The organism is Myxococcota bacterium (assembly GCA_035498015.1).
Lineage (GTDB): Bacteria > Myxococcota_A > UBA9160 > SZUA-336 > SZUA-336 > VGRW01.
On the sequence record DATKAO010000004.1, the window covers coordinates 18,211 to 35,266 of the forward strand.

17 protein-coding genes are annotated in these 17,056 nt (G+C 68.6%); 10 read left to right on the forward strand and 7 right to left on the reverse strand.

The genetic code is table 11. The features are described from left to right. Window positions 1-76 precede the first annotated feature (76 nt). From VMR86_00250 to VMR86_00265, 4 genes are all read right to left on the reverse strand, one after another. The gene (locus tag VMR86_00250) at window positions 77-1,612 is read right to left on the reverse strand and encodes an ammonium transporter (GenBank protein HTO05462.1); all 1,536 of its coding nucleotides are present in this window, start codon (window positions 1,610-1,612) and stop codon (window positions 77-79) included. A gap of 288 nt (window positions 1,613-1,900) precedes the next feature. Beyond that, window positions 1,901-2,239, reverse strand: a complete 339-nt coding sequence (locus tag VMR86_00255; GenBank protein ID HTO05463.1) for a P-II family nitrogen regulator — start codon at window positions 2,237-2,239, stop codon at window positions 1,901-1,903. Between the two features lie 326 nt (window positions 2,240-2,565). Then, a complete protein-coding gene (locus tag VMR86_00260) occupies window positions 2,566-3,093 on the reverse strand; it encodes a GNAT family N-acetyltransferase (protein HTO05464.1) in 528 nt (175 codons plus the stop codon). Further along, window positions 3,086-3,682 (reverse strand): XRE family transcriptional regulator, encoded by a 597-nt coding sequence (locus tag VMR86_00265; GenBank protein ID HTO05465.1) that lies wholly within the window; start codon window positions 3,680-3,682, stop codon window positions 3,086-3,088. The genes VMR86_00260 and VMR86_00265 overlap by 8 nt, the downstream gene beginning before the upstream one ends. 64 nt (window positions 3,683-3,746) lie before the next feature. Between VMR86_00265 and VMR86_00270 the strand changes: the two genes are divergently transcribed. The 3 genes from VMR86_00270 to VMR86_00280 all read left to right on the forward strand — a co-directional run bounded on the left by VMR86_00270 (window position 3,747) and on the right by VMR86_00280 (window position 4,940). After that, on the forward strand, window positions 3,747-4,208 hold the full coding sequence (locus VMR86_00270) for an MmcQ/YjbR family DNA-binding protein (GenBank protein HTO05466.1): 462 nt from the start codon (window positions 3,747-3,749) through the stop codon (window positions 4,206-4,208). Continuing rightward, complete coding sequence (locus VMR86_00275) at window positions 4,205-4,345, forward strand: PEGA domain-containing protein (protein ID HTO05467.1); 141 nt, start codon at window positions 4,205-4,207, stop codon at window positions 4,343-4,345. Before VMR86_00270 ends, VMR86_00275 begins: the two co-directional genes overlap by 4 nt. Before the next feature lie 193 nt (window positions 4,346-4,538). Continuing rightward, the gene (locus tag VMR86_00280) at window positions 4,539-4,940 is read left to right on the forward strand and encodes a hypothetical protein (GenBank protein ID HTO05468.1); all 402 of its coding nucleotides are present in this window, start codon (window positions 4,539-4,541) and stop codon (window positions 4,938-4,940) included. Between the two features lie 120 nt (window positions 4,941-5,060). On the opposite strand, the gene VMR86_00285 is transcribed toward VMR86_00280, so the two are convergent. Beyond that, the gene (locus tag VMR86_00285) at window positions 5,061-5,654 is read right to left on the reverse strand and encodes a pyridoxamine 5'-phosphate oxidase family protein (GenBank protein HTO05469.1); all 594 of its coding nucleotides are present in this window, start codon (window positions 5,652-5,654) and stop codon (window positions 5,061-5,063) included. 84 nt (window positions 5,655-5,738) lie between these two features. Here VMR86_00285 and VMR86_00290 point away from each other — a divergent pair, with 84 nt between their 5' ends. From VMR86_00290 to VMR86_00320, 7 genes are all read left to right on the forward strand, one after another. Continuing rightward, window positions 5,739-6,674, forward strand: coding sequence for a LysR substrate-binding domain-containing protein (locus VMR86_00290; GenBank protein HTO05470.1), 936 nt, complete (start codon window positions 5,739-5,741; stop codon window positions 6,672-6,674). Between the two features lie 485 nt (window positions 6,675-7,159). After that, window positions 7,160-11,071, forward strand: coding sequence for an FG-GAP-like repeat-containing protein (locus tag VMR86_00295; GenBank protein HTO05471.1), 3,912 nt, complete (start codon window positions 7,160-7,162; stop codon window positions 11,069-11,071). A 68-nt stretch (window positions 11,072-11,139) separates the two neighbouring features. Then, on the forward strand, window positions 11,140-12,201 hold the full coding sequence (locus tag VMR86_00300) for an LLM class flavin-dependent oxidoreductase (GenBank protein HTO05472.1): 1,062 nt from the start codon (window positions 11,140-11,142) through the stop codon (window positions 12,199-12,201). Between the two features lie 193 nt (window positions 12,202-12,394). Next, window positions 12,395-13,354 (forward strand): AraC family transcriptional regulator ligand-binding domain-containing protein, encoded by a 960-nt coding sequence (locus VMR86_00305; GenBank protein HTO05473.1) that lies wholly within the window; start codon window positions 12,395-12,397, stop codon window positions 13,352-13,354. Window positions 13,355-13,434: 80 nt separating this feature from the next. Further along, the gene (locus VMR86_00310; GenBank protein HTO05474.1) at window positions 13,435-15,018 is read left to right on the forward strand and encodes an alpha/beta hydrolase domain-containing protein; all 1,584 of its coding nucleotides are present in this window, start codon (window positions 13,435-13,437) and stop codon (window positions 15,016-15,018) included. A gap of 77 nt (window positions 15,019-15,095) precedes the next feature. Continuing rightward, complete coding sequence (locus VMR86_00315; GenBank protein ID HTO05475.1) at window positions 15,096-15,461, forward strand: hypothetical protein; 366 nt, start codon at window positions 15,096-15,098, stop codon at window positions 15,459-15,461. Continuing rightward, entirely contained in the window at window positions 15,458-15,793 is a 336-nt protein-coding gene (locus tag VMR86_00320; protein ID HTO05476.1) for a hypothetical protein, read from the forward strand. Before VMR86_00315 ends, VMR86_00320 begins: the two co-directional genes overlap by 4 nt. A gap of 213 nt (window positions 15,794-16,006) precedes the next feature. Here VMR86_00320 and VMR86_00325 read toward each other — a convergent pair whose 3' ends face one another. Together VMR86_00325 and VMR86_00330 are read right to left on the reverse strand one after the other, a co-directional pair. Next, the gene (locus VMR86_00325) at window positions 16,007-16,480 is read right to left on the reverse strand and encodes a nuclear transport factor 2 family protein (protein HTO05477.1); all 474 of its coding nucleotides are present in this window, start codon (window positions 16,478-16,480) and stop codon (window positions 16,007-16,009) included. Window positions 16,481-16,565: 85 nt separating this feature from the next. Then, window positions 16,566-17,056: hypothetical protein (locus VMR86_00330; protein ID HTO05478.1), on the reverse strand; the 491-nt coding region annotated here is incomplete at its 5' end.

Consider the following 17,056-nt stretch of genomic DNA (forward strand, 5'->3'; position numbering starts at 1 on the left):
GCGCGCATGATACGACGAGAACGCCGGCGCGAGAGAGCCGAGAGACGAGTCTCTCGCGCCGGCCGTTACACGCCCGCTACCCGGCCAACGTCCTTCCGCTGCTGTGCAGCGCAAAGTCGGGATAGGCGAGCGTGCCCATCTCGGGACCGTCGAGACCCTCGAGCTCGGTCTCCTTCGAGACGCGGATCGGGGTGATCAGGTTGGAGAGCTTGAACCAGGCGTAGGCCATCGCGAAGCCGAACACCGCCAGCACGACACAGTCGACCGACTGCATGACGAGCTGCGAGGCATCGCCGTACAACAGGCCGCGCACGCCGTCGGCGCCGTACTTCGCCACCATCTCGGGGCGCACCACGCCGTTCCAGCCGGCGCCGTACTGACCCGTCGCGAAGATGCCGACGGAGAGCACGCCCCAGAGGCCGTTCACGCCGTGCACCGAGATGGCGCCGACCGGATCGTCGATGCCGCGCGCCTCCCAGAAGAACACGGAGTAGACGACCAGCACGCCCGCAACCGCGCCGATCACGGCGCCGCCCCACGGGTCGACGAACGCGCACGGAGCGGTGATCGCGACCAGGCCCGCGAGCATGCCGTTGCACAGCATGGTCGGGTCAGGCTTCAGGCCCTTGGCGTAGAGCGCGAGCATAGCGCCCAGCGCACCAGTCACGCTGGCGAGCATCGTGTTCACCACGATGTAGCTGATGCGCAGATCGGTGCCGGCCAGCGAGGAGCCCGGATTGAACCCGAACCAGCCGAACGCCAGGATGAACGTGCCCAGCACGACCATCGGCACGTCGTGACCAGGCAGCGCCAGTGGCTTCCCCTTCGCGTCGTACTTCCCGATGCGCGCGCCGATCACCATCGCGCCCGCGAGCCCGATGATGCCGCCCATGCCGTGCACGACGCCGGAGCCCGCGAAATCCACCGCTCCGTGACCCAGGCCCCAGTTCACACCGCCCTGGGCCAGGAAGCCGCCGCCCCACATCCAGTTCGCGTAGATGCAGTAGGGCAGGGCCACCCACAGTCCGTAGAGACAGAAGTTCTTCCACGCCCAGCGCTCGGCCATCGCGCCGGTCGGGATGGTCGCGGTCGTGTCCATGAAGACCATCATGAAGAAGAAGATCGCGAGCACCGACACGTCGCCGACGGACGGTGACAGGAAGAAGCCCTTCAGCCCGAGGATCCCGTAGGTGAACACGCCGTTGCCGGTGCCGCCGAGGCCCCAGCCCTCGTTCAAGGCCGAGAGACCGGGCCCGAGCGATGCGTACCAGCCTGGAGCGACGGGGCCGTTGAACCAGTTGCCCCAGCCCAGCGCGAAGCCGTAGGCCCAGAACGCGAAGCAGCCCAGCGGGTAGATCATGAAGTTCATGGCCGAGGTGTGCGCCGCGTTCTTCGCGCGGCACAGCCCGGTCTCGACGTACATGAACCCGGCCTGCATGAACATGACCAGGAAGCCGGTGACCAGCGTCCAGACCATGTTGACGGCGAACAGGTTGTGAGTGACTCGGTCGTACACGTCCCCGACCGTCATGGTCGCAGGAGTGTCTCCCTTGCCGTCACCCGCCGGAGTCGCCCAGACACCGGCGGCGCTGCCCGTCGGGTCGGGCCACACGGGCTTGGCAGGATCGGCGTTGGCGCCCGCGAAGTAAGCCGGCAGGACAGGTGCTTCTGCCGAGACTGGCGGCGTCGCTGGCGCGGCGTCCGCGGGTGCCGCAGCGGCTGCGGGCGCGGGTGGCGTGGCCTCCTCGTCGGCGCTGACACGGTGCGCACAGAAGAACGCCGTGCCGAGCGCCGCGGTCGCTATGGCACTGAGCCAGCGGCGCAGCTTGCGCCGCCTGTTGAAGGCTGAAGTTGGATCTGTTGAAACTCCCCGTTCGGTCACATCTTCCCCGCTGCGAAGTCAGAGAGCATCTCTGCCTCGCTCACTCGTGCGGATCCGCACGGCATCTTCGACGGGAAGCACGAAGATCCTCCCGTCACCGATGCGCCCGGTCCGCGTCACGCGCACCAGCTCTTCCACCAGAGCTGGCACGCGCCCGTCCTCCACGACGATCTCGACTTTGACCCTGGGAACCAGAATCACCTCGTGCTCTGCACCGCGATACAGCTCTGTATGGCCGCGCTCATGGCCGTAGCCTCGCACCTCGGTGACCGTCATCCCCTCCACCCCTACGCGTCCCAGTGAGATGCGTACCTCTTCGAGCTTTGAGGTGCTGACGATCGCCTCGACTTTCTTCACCTGCCCTCGCGGGTGACTTTCCGTCCCCGCGCGCGACTCAGAGCAATTCGCTTGCCAGGGGCCCAGGACGCCGCGCCGGGGCGCGCGCGTGCGGTGAGTCCAGGGACTGGGCGGAGCGATGCCCGACTTCGAGGCAGCCCGGCGATCCCAGGAAAATCCCAGGTTCGGGAGACGAGCCGGCGCCTACACTCGAGCGCGAACGGCCCGGTGCGCGCGCGCGGTCTGGCCAGGACGAGGCTCCCTTCCCGATCCGGCATTCCGGCGCGCGCTCACCGCGGCCCGGCGCGCGACACCGGAGGGTGTCGCTTCGATGAGCGTCCGCTCACTCAGCGCGGCAGCGACTTGAAGAAGATCGTCGTCGCGCACAGCGGCCCGTCGGGCATGAGGGCGTAGCCCGGAATGCGGCCGCACAGCTGCCAGCCGCCGCGGGCGTAGAGCCGCTCGGCGTCGGGGCTCGCGGTATCGAGCACGAGCACGCTGCGGCCGGCCTCGAGCGCCGCGCGCTCGCAAGCGGCGAGCAGCGCCGCGCCCACACCGCGCCGCCGCGCGCGCCGGTGCACGAGCATCTTGGCCAGGTCGCCGCGGTGTGGCTGGTTCTCGGGCTGGGCGAACACCACCTGCGCCGTGCCCACGATCGCGCCCGCCGGGTCGAAGGCCGCCAAGAGCACCCGCTCGCCGCGCGCAAGGCTCGCCGCGACGCCGCGCCAGAAGGCTTCGGCCTTGGCCCGGGTCATCGGCAGCATGAACCCCACCGAGTCACCGCCCTGCACGCAGTCGACCAGCACGTCGCACAAGCCGTCGAGCTCGTGCTCGCCCAGGGCTTCGAGCCGGCGCACTTCGAAGCGCTCAGTCACGTCGCGACCTGGGCGCGCGGGCGCGCACGCTGGCGATCACGACCACGTAGCGCGCCGCCCGCCGCGTGCGGTTGCGGAAGGAGACGGGCGCGTCCAGCCGCATCGCGAGACAGTCGCCGCTCTGGAGTCGATGGGTGACCCGGCCGACTGTGACCTCGATGCGGCCCTCCTGCAGCCACACCTGCTGGTGGACCGCGGGCTCGCGTGCGCCCGTCTCGTAGGTGACTCGCGCGCCCGGCGGGAACACCACCTCGACGATCTGGATCGGGGAGGGGAAGCCCGCGGGCGAGACGTTGCGCCGCACGTAGCCGGACTCCGGGTCGCGCCAGGGCGTGCGATCGGCAGGTCGCGACACCGGGCTCGCGGGCGCGGCCGCGTCGTCGAACAGCGAGGCGAGCACGACGCCCAGCCCGGTCGCGATCTTGTCGAGCACGACGGCACTCGCGCTGCTCTCGCCGCGCTCGACCAGCGAGAGCATCGAGCGGCTCACTCCGCTGCGCGCCTCGAGCGCGTCGAGCGTGAGACCCGACTCCGCGCGCAGGGAGCGAACCCGGCTGGCGATGCGCGCGTCGAGCGCCTCCTCCGTCATATTGGACATTCTGTCCAGTACAACGGACGGAAGTCAAACGCGAACGCGGTGCTAGGCTGGCACCGTGAGCGAAGACCGCCGGCTGGCCCGGCTCACGCGCCTGTGTCTCGCGCTGCCCGACGCAACCGCCGAGCGGCACGGCAGCCACGCCACCTTCCGCGTGCGCAAGCGCGTATTCGCGTACTTCCTCGACGACCACCACGGCGACGGGATCGTGTCGCTGTGTTGGAAGGCCGAGCTCGGCGAGGCGCACGAGCGGGCGGAAGCCGACCCCGAGCACTTCTACCTGCCCGCCTACATCGGTCCGCGCGGCTGGGGCGCGCTGCGGCTCGACCGCGGCCCGGTCGACTGGGAGGAAGTGGCCGACCTGGTGCGCGCGAGTTACTGCGCGGTCGCACCGCGAACGCTCGCGGAGCGCGTACCGAATCTACAAAGCGCTGCGGACGAATCGCGCTTCAGGGCGGCGAACTCGAGCGCGCGACCTCGAGCAGCTCGCGCACGCGGGGCGAGGCGAACTCGGCGGTGAGCGACCTGGGCGCCACGCCGCTGCGGCGCGCCCTGGTGCCGGGCACCCACCGCCTGGCCGCAGAGTTTCCCGGCGGGCGGCGCGTGACTCGCGAGATCCAGGTGGACGCTCGGCAACGGTTCGTCGCACTGCACTGACTCCGCTTGCCGGCGGAGATGAGAGAAATCTCCCGAAGACCCTCCGCCAGCTGGCGACGGTCCGTGCCGATGCAACTCGCATGCAACGCGCGCGGACCCGCCCGCGCCGAGTGACAGGCGACACACTCTGCACGTCGCCTGCGCGCTCGCTGCGTGCGCGCAACCCGGGCGCCATTGGAGGGTTTGAAGGGCCATGATGAAACACAAGCTCAGCCTCTTCCTGGTCGTGGCAGCGGGAAGTCTGGCTCTCTCGTTTGCTGCCCGTGCCGACGACTCCACGAACAGCCCGGTCGATCCCGGCCACCCGCGTGTCACCGAGGTGCAGAAGCGCCAGGCGAACCAGCAGGACCGGATCGGGAAGGGCATCGAGAAGGGCTCGCTGACTCCCCAGGAGGCCCAGCACCTGGAGAAGCGCGAGGCGAACATCGAGAAGACCAAGGAAGCCGACATGGCGGCGCACAACGGTCACCTGACCAAGGCCGAGCAGCGCCAGCTCAATCGCAGAGAGAACAAGACCAGCCGCGCCATCTACCACAAGAAGCACAACGCGAAGACCACGGGCACGCAGGCCCAGGCGGCGACGCCCAAGCAGTAGCTCCGCTCTCCTCGCTCCACGCTGGCGCTCGAGCTTCCGGCACCTGCTCGCCGGGGGCCCGGGCGCCGGCCACGCGAGCTCCACTGCCTGTTGATTAGGATGTCCTAATGGAACAGGCCCTCAGCCGTCGGCGGCGCTGAGTCGCGCCCGGAGCTCCTGGTTCTCCTGCTTCAGCGCCTCGAACGCGCGCGCCACGTCCGGCACGGGCAGGAGCTGCGGAATGTGCTGCGAGCAGTTCTCGTTCCAGTGCTCCACGGTGAGCACGATCGCCTGCTCGGGGCGTGCTTCGTAGCTCGGGTCGGCGAGCCGTGCCAAGAGCGCGGGATCGTCCTCGACCACACGCGCGCGGCACCAGAGCTTGATGCGCCGCTGCTCGGCCCAGTCGATCAGGAACACGAACGCGCGCTCGTTCTCCGACAGGTTCCCGACCGTGATGTACTGGCGGTTCCCGCGGAAGTCGGCGAAGGCGAGGGTGCGGTCGTCGAGCACCTTCAAGAACCCCGGCGGCCCGCCGCGATGCTGCACGTAGGGCTGGCCGTCCGCGCCGGCCGTCGCCAGGAAGAAGCTGTCGCGCGCCGCGATGAACTCGGCCAGCTCGGGCGTGACGAGCGAGCCGAAGCCGCCCCGCGCCTCGAGCTTCTCGTACGCCGCGCGCGAGCCTCTGCGCACTTGCACGTCGCGGACGGCGGGACTGAAGATCTTGGACTCACTCATGGTGACAGTCTGATGCTCCGGCGTTTCCGGGGTATCCGCGGCGGCCGTGAAACTGCTTTGCTTCCGGCGCAATAATCGCGCGCCGTGGACCAGCTCGACGCCATCCGCGTGTTTCTCGCCGTCGCCTCGGCCGGGAGTCTCTCGGCGGCAGCGCGGCGGCTGGGCCTGCCGGTCGCCACGGTGAGCCGGCGGATCGCCGCGCTCGAGAAGCACGTGGGGGCGCGGCTGGTCTCGCGCACCACGCGGCGCATGGCGCTCACCGACGCCGGCGCGCGCTACCGCGAGGCCTGCGCGCGCATCGTGGCGGAGCTCGAGGCCGCGGAGCGCGAGATCACCGGCGCGCGCGACGAGCTGTCGGGCCCGCTCGTAGTGACTGCGCCCGTGATGTTCGGGCGCCTGCACGTGGTGCCGGTCGTGGCCCAGTTCCTGCGCGAGCACCCGCGCGTCGACGTGCGGCTCCTGCTCGGCGACCGCAACGCGGAGCTGATCGACGAGGGCATCGACGTGGCCGTCCGCATCGGCGCGCTGCCCGACTCTGCGCTCGTGGCGGTCCGCGTGGGCTCGATCCGCCGCATCGTGTGCGCGAGCCCCGAGTACCTGCGCGCCCGCGGCACGCCGGAGTCACCCGAAGCGCTCGCCGGCCACGACTGCATCGCGTTCAGCGGCATCGAGTCGGCCGAGCGCTGGCTGTTCCGCCAGGCCGGGCGTGCGCTTCCGGTCGGGCTGCGCCCCCGGCTGGTCGTGACCACGGCCGACGCCGCGCTCGAGGCCGCGCTCGCGGGCGTGGGAGTCACGCGCGTGCTCTCGTACCAGGCCGCGGCGGGAGTCGCCGACGGCCGCCTCGTGCCGCTGCTCGAGCGCTTCGAGCCGCCGGCGGTGCCGGCCACCGTGCTCCACCGCGAAGGCCGCACGCCGCGCCCGAAGGTGAAGCACTTCGTGTCGCTCGCCGCGGCAAGGCTGCGCGCCGCGCTCGCCGGTGTGCGAGATGCAGCGCCGAGAAAGCTTAAAGTTGATCGGTGAGAAGCTCCTGCCGGTGATTCGGAGCCGGTGGCGCGTCTTTCGATTAACCGGCCCTAATCTGAAAGAAATACTCATGGAACCCGGCCCATCGCCCTCATAGCCTTCCGTGCGAGTCACAGACTCGATGGAGGAGTCAGGCGATGAGGATCGAAAGCGGTCACCGACTGTTTCGCTTCGCAATGACCCTGACGCTGCTGGCCTCGCCAGCGCGCGCTCTTGTGAGCGACTCGGCTGAGTTTGTGTTTCGCGCGGCCGGAGGGAGCGCCGTTGCCCCGAACGCGGGGCGTCGCTTCGACGCGAGTGTCTCCGCGAGCGGCGTAAGCCTCACGGCGTGCCGGGGCTCGAACGCCACGCTGGCGGTCGGTCTTCGCCTCGCGTCGGTCTCGCGCGGCTCCGAGCTCCGCTCGCCCGGCCGCGCCGAGGTCGACTTCTCCGGAAACAGCGCGCAGCTCCACTACGGCGGCCTGGGAATGACCGAGTGGTACGTGAACGACGCGCGCGGGCTGGAGCAGGGCTTCGATCTCGAGCAGCGCATCGCGCCAGGATCCAGGCCGCTCGAGCTCGCGCTCGCGGTCACCACGTCTCCCGGGGTCTCGCGCGGCCCGAGCGGCGATGGCTTCGCCTTCGCGCGGTCCGGCTGCCCGGACCGAATCGCGCTGCGCGACGTGCGCGCCTGGGACTCCCGCGGCACCACGCTCGGGGCCCGGCTGGAAGCTTCGGGCGAGCGCCTGAAGCTCGTGGTCGACGACTCACGCGCGGTCTACCCGATCACGATCGATCCGATCGCCTCGACGGCTACGGAGATCGTGCTCCCGGCTCACACCCTCTCGAACGAGGTCCAGATCGGCCCCGGCGGCGACTTGAATGGCGACGGCTTCAGCGATCTGGTCGTGATCGATTCACATGAGGACATCCCGTTCGTCGTCCCGCGCACCGAACACGGGACCGCGCGCGTGTTCTTCGGCTCGAGCTCTGGTCTCTCGACGACCCCGGGCTTCGTCGTTCAGGGCATCATCGACTTCGATCACTTCGGTAGCTCGTTTGCCGTCGGAGACCTCGATGGAGACGGCATCTCCGATCTCGCCGTCGGCATGCCCGGACTGGGCCCTGGAGACGTCGGGCAGGTGTTCGTGTGGTTCGGGTCCTCGAGCTTCAACACTCGAGGCGTGGTGTCCTTGCTGAGCGCCGACTGGTCGGCCACCGGGAGTCTCGGATTCGGCTTGTCGATGTCCGCAGGAGACTTGAACGGCGATGGCATCGACGATCTGGTCGTGAGCAGCCCCATTGCGGACCACGTGTTCGTCTGGACAGGCGAGACGCGGAGTCAGTGGGCCACGCGGCCCAGAGACAACCAGGCCGTCCCTTCGTGGACCGCCAGTGGTGTAGCCGGACACGGCTTCGGCGAGTCTGTCTCCGCCAGCGGTGATGTGAACGGCGATGGCACCTACGACCTCGTGGTGGGCGCACCGAACGAATCGGCGTCCGGCGGCTCCGTGTTCCTGTACACGGGAGGTTCCAACTTCACGGCAACCCCGGGCACCGAGGCAAACGCCCAGGCCCGGGTGAACGGTACCCAGGGCCTGGGCACCACCGTTGCGATCAGCGGTGACGTGAACGGCGACGGCTTCGCCGACATCCTGGCGACCGACGAAAGCAGCACTCCGTCCTTCAAGCTGTTCTTCGGGTCCGGCGGCCCGACACCCAATTTGACCGCTGTGTCTCCGTGGTCCGCAACGGTGAGCCATCCCGACTCGAACACCGCGTCGGCGGCGACGGCAGGGGACGTGAATGGAGACGGGTTGGCCGACTTGATCCTGGCTCAGCCCAACGTCTCGGACATCGACGGGAACGCCAATGTCTTCCTCGGGAGGATGGCGGGTCCCATACCCGCGCCGATCGTGGTTGCTCCCCAATTCCCGCAATTCAGCCTCCAGTCCGTCTCGCGAGTGGCGACCGCGGGAGACGTCGACGGGAACGGTTTCTCCGAGGTCGCCATGGTCGGCCAGGGCCCGACCACCGGCGCCGACTTCGCAGCCAAGATTCAGGTCTTCGCAAGCACGGGCGACCCGACCGCGACCGAGTCACAGTTCTCGCTCTACGGTGATGCCACGACCGGGCAGGACGGGACAGGCTTCGGCATCGGTGCGACGGCCGCGGGGGACATCAACGGCGACGGCTTCAGCGACTTCGTCGTCGGGCAGCCGTTCTTCGCCGATCCCGACTCACAGGAAGGTCGCTTCATGGTCGTCCTGGGCGGTCCCTGTACTCCGGATTGCACGGTGCCCCCCACGACCAGCCCGGCCGGCCACGAGGGCAACCAGGCCGGAGCGCAGCTGGGCTGGAGCCTTGCGGGAGGCGGCGACTTCAACGGGGACGGATTTGCCGACGTGGCCGTCGGCGCGCCCCACTTCACGACCAGCGAACGCTTCTTGACTCACCCGGACGCCGGGATCGTGAACGTCTATCTCGGAAGCGCGACCGGGCTCTCCGCGGATCCGAATCAGACTCTCAGTTCGCTGATCGACGGCAGTGAGCTCGGGAGCGCGGTCGCAAACGCTGGCGATGTGAACGGGGATGGCCTGGCCGACCTGCTCGTGAGCGCGCCCTTGGCGAACGGCGGCGCGGGGACGGTCTCGCTGTATCTCGGCACCCGCAATGGCGGGCCGCTCATGGCTCCGGCCTGGACGAAGAGCGGCACCCAGTCGAACGAGCACTTCGGCTCCCACCTGGCCGGCGCTTGCGACGTGGACGGCGACGGTCGCTCCGACGTGATCGTCGCAGCGACGACCTTCACGAATGGTGCGCCCGCGGCCTTCGTGTTTCTCGGCCAGAAGAACGGCCTCAGCTCGACACCGTTCGCCGTGCTCCTGAGCGACCAGGGCGCCGATGACAACGGCATTCAGGTCGCCTGTGCCGGTGACGTGAATGGGGACACGCTGGCAGACGTGGCCGTCGGCGAAGCGGAGTACAGCGTGACCATCGGAGCGCAACAAGGGCGCGTTCGAGTGTTCAACGGCGGCCCGACGCTGCCCGGCGCGGCGCCCGCGATCACGCTCGCCGGGACCCAAGCGGGCGGCCGCTTCGGCGCCGGCATTGGCGGCGGCGGCGACGTCGATGCGGACGGATTCGGCGATCTAGTCGTCGGCCAGCAGTGGTTCAGCGACGGTGCGGCCCCGTTCGAAGGGCGAGCCTTCGCATTTCTCGGCAGCCCGACGGGCCTTGATGTCACCCGCAGCGTGACACTGCCGTTGCCGGCTCCGGCCGGGGCGGTCACCGCGGATTTCGGCCGCGACGTCGCCGACGACTTCGACTTCAACGGCGATGGCTTCGCAGACGTTCTGATCGGTGCGTTCACCGTCCCCCGAGGCAATCTTTCCACCTCAGGCGCGGTGTTCGTCAACTTCGGCGGGGGAAGCCAGGGCACGCCGCGCATTCCGCGCATGACTCACGACAATCCGGTGGGTCCGCCGCTCGCTCTGCTGGGCGCGACCAACCCCGCCGACGCCCGGCTCTTCAACGTTCGCAGCCTGCCGCGGAGCGCTGCGGGGCGGACGCGCGTGAGGCAGGAGGTCCAGACCAAGATCGGAGGACAGCCCTTCGACGGGGGCTTGCCGACGTTCCTCTCGGCGCTGCAAGACTCCGGGGCCACCGACTTCATCGACGTGGAGTCTCACTGCAACACCGGAATCCTTCTCGGCGGCCCATCGTGTCGCTGGCGCACGCGGCTCCGCACCACCAATCCGTTCTTCCCGCGCACGCCGTGGCTCTCCCCGCCGGGCAACAGCCCGACCGAGGCGGACATCCGCGACGACAGTGACTCCGACGGCGACGGCGTCGCCGACTTCGGCGACGTCTGCCCGAGCGTGCCGGATCCCAACCAGACGGATTCGGACGGCGACCTGGTCGGCGACGCGTGCGACAACTGCCCGGTCACTGCGAACTTCGACCAGGCCGACACGGATGGCGACACGGTGGGAGACGCCTGTGACAACTGCCAGCTGGTGAGCAATCGCCGAGTCAGCCCGACCTTCCTGACCGCAAACCCCTGGGCCACGCTCACGGGCGGGCAGCGCGACGACGACCACGACGGCTTCGGCAACGTGTGCGACGGAGACTTCCCACTCACCACGCAAGGCATCAACGTGAACGCGGCCGACACCAATCAGTTCAAGACCGCGGTGAACCAGGACAGGACCGCGAAGAAGTGCGGGACCAACGGGAAGATCGCTTGCGCCATCTTCGATCTGGACACCAAGCAGAACGACCCGGGCGCCGCGAACAACATCAACGCCGCAGACACTGCCCGCTTCAAGCTCCTGGTCGGATTCCCTGCAGGTCCGAAGTGCCCGACGTGTCCGCTGCTGTGCGAGGCGGGTCCGCAGGGCAGCTGCAACTAGTCGCCGGCCGTTCGCATCGCGATCTCCTTCGGAGTATGGTCGCAAGACCGACGCCGAAGGAGATCGCCATGCGCATCGGACTCCAGCTCGTGCTGCAGAACTACCTCGAGTCGACCACCGACGAGCACGTGCTCGATCTCGAGTACCGCCTGTCCGAGCTGGCCGAGCCGCTCGGCTTCGACTCGATCTGGTGCGTCGAGCACCACTTCGACTGGTACTCGATGGGCCCCGACACGCCGCAGATCCTCGCGTACCTGGCGGGACGGACGAGCCGCATCGGCCTGGCCACGGGCGCGGTGATCCTGCCCTGGAACGACCCGCTGCGCGTGGTCGAGAAGATGACGCTGCTCGACTACCAGTCGAAGGGCCGCGCCATCTTCGGCATGGGCCACGGCCTGGCGCGCATGGAGTACGACGGCTTCCAGATCGACATGAACGAGGCGCGCGATCGCTTCGCCGAAGCCGCGCGCATGATCCTGGCGGGCCTCGAGAGCGGCATCGTGCGCGGCGACGGCCCGTACTACCCGCAGAAGCCCGTGCAGGTGCGCCCGAAGCCGCGCGGCTCGTGGAAGGACCGCACGTACATGGTGGCCATGTCGCCGCACTCCACGCCGCTGTGCGCCGAGCTCGGCGCGAAGCCGATGGTGTTCGTGCAGAAGCCGTGGGACGAGACCAAGGAGCACATCGCGCTGTTCAACAGCTCGTGGGAGAAGTTCCACAAGTCAGCGCCGCCCGCGCCGACCTTCGCGGAGTTCCTGATCTGCTCCGAGTCACCCGGCGAGGCGCGCGACCTGGCCCAGGAGCACATTGCGAACTACTACCACTCGGTGGTGAGTCACTACGAGTTCACCAAGGTCGAGAACTTCCAGAAGAAGGGTTACTCGTCCTACGCCGAGAACGCGGCCGCGCTCGGCGCCTTCGGCGTGGACAACGCGGCTCGAGGCTTCGTGGAGATCAACGCCTACGGCACCCCGGCGCAGATCCTCGAGAAGCTGCGCGCCCGCCGCGAGCTGATCGGCGAGTTCAACCTGTCGATCGTGCCGACCTTCGGCGGCCTGCCCGATGCGGCGGCGGAGAAGAGCCTGCGGCTCTTGGGCGAGCAGGTTCTGCCGGTGATCCGGAGCTGGTAGCCCCGAGATAGACGCGCGGTACGCCGCGGGCGTATCTTCGCAGGAGCGAGAAGCGGAGATGCGACGCGGGACTTCAACGCTGCGAGCTGCTGCACCGTCGCTGGCGAGCGCGCTGCCCGAGCCTCGCTGCGTGGCGAAGCTCGGCCGGTCCGGACCCACGGCGCCCAGTCAGACTTTCTCCGTGCGCCTTTGCGTGCCCTTCTTGCGCGTCCTGGAGCGGCGGGGCGCGCTCTCGGCCGAGGAGATTGCGCGCCTCACGCCGCGCGATCTCGAGGCGCGCATCCCCGTCTCGACCGCGCTCGCCATGCTCGACGGCGCGGTGGCGCTGACCCGCGACCCCGACCTTGGGCTCCACGCGGCGCTCGAGGCGGAGGCGGGGGAGTTCGACCTGCTCGAGTATCTGGCTTGCTCGGCGACGAGCATCGCCGACTCCGTGCCGCTCCTGGCCCGCTACTCGCGGCTCTTGAACGACGGGCTCGAGATCGTGCTCGAACGCATCGAGCGCCGCGCCATCCTGCGCTTCTCGAGCCGGGTGCAGCTGAACCGCGTCGCGGCCGACTTCCAGCTCGCTTCTTTCTTCCGCGGCTTCAGCCGCGAAGCCTCCGGCAGTCCCGTCGAGGTCTGGCTGATGCACGACGAGCCCGAGGACCGCACGATGTGCGAACGGGTCTTCGCCGGAGCGCTGCTGCGCTTCTCGGCGCCCTACGACGCGATCGTCTTCGACGCGGCGCGCGTCGATCGCTACGACCCCAAGCCCGACCGCAAGCTGCACCACCTGCTGCACCGGTTGGCCGAGCAGCGCGTGTCCGAGCTGCACGTCTGCGAGCCACTCGCCCAGCTCGTGCGCGAACGACTCGCTTCGGAGCTCGCCGGTGGCGATCCGAGCGCGGAGCACATCGCCGCCTTGCTCCACATGTCGCGGCGCACGCTGGTCCGCCAGCTCGAGCGAGAGGGGACTGGCTTCAAGGCGATCCTCGACGCTCTGCGCGCGAGCCTCGCCCGCCGCTACCTCGCCGTGGACCGGATCGGAGTGAGCGAGGTCGCGTCACGCCTGGGCTTCTCCGACGCGGCCGCCTTCACCCGCGCGTTCCGCCGATGGTCGGGCCAGTCCCCCAGCGAATACCGCCGCTCCCAGCTCGTCGTCGCGAACTGACAAGAGAACGGCGCAAGCGGGCATTGTCGCTGCCACCGGAGCCGTGCGGAAATCCTCCGTGAAACCAGGAGGATGCTGCAGTGACCCGAGTCGCCGATCTCGTCTTGACACTGATCTGTGTCGCCGCGTCGCCCCTTGCCGCCGCAGCGAGCTCGCCCACGCTGACCGAGAATCCAGCGGGGATCGGGCTGCACGGCCACCCCTACGACGCCGTCCCCACGGTCGCGGTCATCCCGCAGGCGCCGGCGCTCGACCTCGCGGCGCTGGGCTACGTGGAACGGGAGTTCCAGATGTCGGGCGGAGCCACCGTCTACCAGCAGCGGGGGCTGTGGAGCTCCAACGGCGCCTGGAGTGTCTCGGTCGCGCAGACGAACGTGCCCTATACGACCCGGATCCTCGTGCGCTATCCGACGGACCCGGCGCAGTTCAACGGCACCGTGGTGTTCGAGTGGCTGAACGACACGACCGGCGGAGATCAGGACCCGCTGTGGTCGCAGATCTACCAGCAGGCGCTGCGCGACGGCTACGCCTACGTGGGAGTGACTGCCCAGGCCGCCGGAATGAAGGACCTCGCCGTCTGGGACCCCGTGCGCTACGGCTCACTCGGGGCCAGCAACGACGGACAGTCCTACGACATCTTCAGCCAGGCGGCGCAGGCGGTTCGGGCCAACGCCGCGACGTTGCTCGGCGGCCTCGTCCCCCGGCGGCTCATCGGCGGAGGTGACTCGCAGTCGGCGTTCCGCATCGTCACCTACGTGAACGCGATCCAGCCGGTCTCGCACGCGTTCGACGGCTTTCTGGCCGTGGGCCGCGCCGCGGTGGGGGCTCCGCTCGGCAACGGGCTGATCGCGACCTCGCCGATTCCCGCGCTCATTCGCAGCGACAACCGCGCGCCGTTCATCCAGCTCAACACCGAGGGCGACATCGTCGAGCTGGGCGCGGGTCTCTCGAGACAGGCGGACAACAGCTATCTGCGCACCTGGGAGCTGCCGGGCGCGGCCCACATCGACGCGCACGAGGCCACCTACGAGCTGGCCACGCTGGCCCGCGACCAGCCGAACGTGCCGATCCCGATGTGCCAGTTCGGCACCCCGATCACCGGGACCGGCACGCCCCTGGATGGCATCAACCAAGTGAACAACATGCCGCTGTTCGAAGTGGAGGACGCGGCTCTCGTCGCGCTCCACAACTGGCTCAGCCTGGGCGTCCCGCCGCCTCACTCGCCGCGCATCTCGACCACGACCTTCTTCTTCGTGTTCGACGTCGTGCAGCGCGATCAGCTCGGCAACGCGCTGGGCGGCATTCGCTTGCCGGACATCCAGGCCCCGAGCGAGTTCTACTCGCCAATCAACTTCTCGATCCAGAACCCCAACAGTCTCAGCATCGATCCAATGTCGCTGATCTCGCTGGTCCAGAGCACCCTGAACACGCTCTTCGTGACCGGCAGCATCGACGACGACACCCTCCGGTCCTCCGGGCTGTGTCTGCTCTCGGGCTTCTTCACGCCCTTGCCGAGCGCAACCCTGTCCCGGCTGTACGCGACTCACGCCAGCTACGTCGCGAAGTTCACGGCAGCCGCAAACGCCGCAATGTCCGCCGGCTTCCTCACGCCCGCAGACCGGGACGCCGCGGTAGCCGCGGCGCAAGCAGCGCCGATTCCGTGAGAGAGTGACACCGATACGACCCGGCGTCCCCGGCGGAGATTGACAGCGCAGCGTCGATTCCAGGAAGATCCGATTCAATGCGGCGTTCGCTGTGTGTCTCGCTGATCGCGTTGGCGAGCTGTTTCGGGTGCGCGTCGGAGCCAATACTGGTCGCGCCTCGTCCGCCCGCGCACTACGAGAGACTCGGGACGACGAGGGGCGAGGGTTGCGGTGCGCTGCTCCTGACCTTCATTCCGATCGAGATGAACTCGCGCCTCGAGCGCGCCTATGCGGATGCCCTGCAGCGGATGCCGGGTGCCACGGCTGTGGTCGACGTCGATCTGACCGAGACCTGGTACTGGTGGGTGGTCGGCGTCAACCACTGTACGATGCTCGAGGGGATCGCGATCCGGGAAGTCCAATCGCCGAGCGGCTCGAGCGGGCAGAAGTCACCCTCTTCATGAGTCGGCACAGAATCTCGATCGCGGCTGGACTGACCTTGCTCGTTGCCACTGCCGGCTGCTTCGTGCATCCGATCCGGCTCGACGACATCGAGTACGCACACTTCGACGACACCCGCCCGAGAGAGATCCGCGCGGAAGAGTGCGGTGCGCTGGTCTTCTTCCTTCCGTTCCGCCTCAACTCGCAACTGATCCGCGTTCAGCGGACTCTGGCAGCTCACGCGCCAGACTCCGTGCTTTCGGACGTTCGCGTCGAGCAGAGCTGGATGTGGATCGGCATCGGAGACCTCATGTGCACGAAGGTCTCGGCAATTGCCTATCCGAAGCTGCCGTAGTCGGCCGCGCGCCAGACTCGCGGATGGGCGGCGCGAGCGACCGAACCCCGCATCATCTGGGACATAGTCACTGGCGTCCCCGGCGCGAATCGAACGCACGACCTGCTGCTTAGGAGACCGCTTCCGGGCGATCTAGGACCAGACCTAGGACCAGATGAAGTGAAGTTCGGCATCTCGCTCCTGTGGTCGCCCAACCGAAGGCGGAGACAGGTCCTAGTGCTTCGCTCCTCCCGAGAACGACCAAGACACCAGCTTCCAGTCTCCGCTCGCCTGGGTGGCGACGAAGGTCCAGAGGAGATCCTCCCGCACCGCTCGTCCCTTGCGCTTGTATGCGAAGTGATCCTCGACGGTGACGTAAGCGCGGTCGCCCTCGATCCGGATGAACTTCGTCGCTCCGAGCCTGGACTTCGGGTCGGTCATCCCGCGCTCTTCCGAGTTGCGGGCAAGATCGTCCAGCCATGAAGAGAGGGCGTTGGACCCGGTCCAGATGAACGGTGGGAAGTTGTCGATGATGGCGTGGTCGCCGTCGGCGACCATGCTCGCCATCGCCTTGGCGTCGCCCGCATTGGCGGCCGCGATCATCCGGCTCGCCATCGCAACGAGCTGGGACGGTGCATCGCGCTGCGCCTCAGCGGCACCCGCCGGGGCCGCAAGGCAAAACAAGCTGATCAGAACTCCTCCGGACATGCCCCTGACTCTCATATGCGCTCTCTCCCAAGGTGCGAAGTTTGACTGCTACTGGAACTTCCACCGACGGAACGCCCTCGCAGCACTAGCCGGTCGTCTGCGCTCGGCCCCGCACTCCCCCCCAGAGCCCGAAGGCCAGGATCCAAGCCACAGTGAGTGATGCGCCGAGCTGCATGTTCATCGGGCCGCCCGGCTGGGTGAAGCCCGTGGAGCCGAAGATCGTCACCGTCTCGACGGCTTGCTCCACGAATGCGACCGCTCCGAGAGCGCCAAGCCACCGGGGGAGGCCCGCGCGGCCGCCGAGCGCAAGCAGCGTGACCGGTGCCATCATCGTCGTGGTTGCAGAGGTCAGGACCGGACCGAAGAACACGGCGACGTCCAGCAAGGCACGGGCGTTCGCAGGCTCCATCGTGGCCGCGTGCAGCGCCAGGCCAGCGAAGAACCAGCTGAAGACCGCAGTGGAGCCCGCAACGAGGAGTGCTCCGAACAGGAACACGTCGCGGTGCGGCTCCGGAAGCAGCCGGCGCAGCAGCGCAACCATGACTGCGAATGGCGGAGTCGAGACGGTCAGCGCCC

What these genes read in the sequence shown, in the direction of transcription:
- VMR86_00265 (HTO05465.1), bottom strand. Translation starts at nt 3,682, where the DNA reads ATGACGGAGGAGGCGCTCGACGCGCGCATCGCCAGCCGGGTTCGCTCC.
- VMR86_00280 (HTO05468.1), top strand. Translation starts at nt 4,539, where the DNA reads ATGATGAAACACAAGCTCAGCCTCTTCCTGGTCGTGGCAGCGGGAAGT.
- VMR86_00285 (HTO05469.1), bottom strand. Translation starts at nt 5,654, where the DNA reads ATGAGTGAGTCCAAGATCTTCAGTCCCGCCGTCCGCGACGTGCAAGTG.
- VMR86_00300 (HTO05472.1), top strand. Translation starts at nt 11,140, where the DNA reads ATGCGCATCGGACTCCAGCTCGTGCTGCAGAACTACCTCGAGTCGACC.
- VMR86_00315 (HTO05475.1), top strand. Translation starts at nt 15,096, where the DNA reads ATGCGGCGTTCGCTGTGTGTCTCGCTGATCGCGTTGGCGAGCTGTTTC.
- VMR86_00320 (HTO05476.1), top strand. Translation starts at nt 15,458, where the DNA reads ATGAGTCGGCACAGAATCTCGATCGCGGCTGGACTGACCTTGCTCGTT.
- VMR86_00325 (HTO05477.1), bottom strand. Translation starts at nt 16,480, where the DNA reads ATGTCCGGAGGAGTTCTGATCAGCTTGTTTTGCCTTGCGGCCCCGGCG.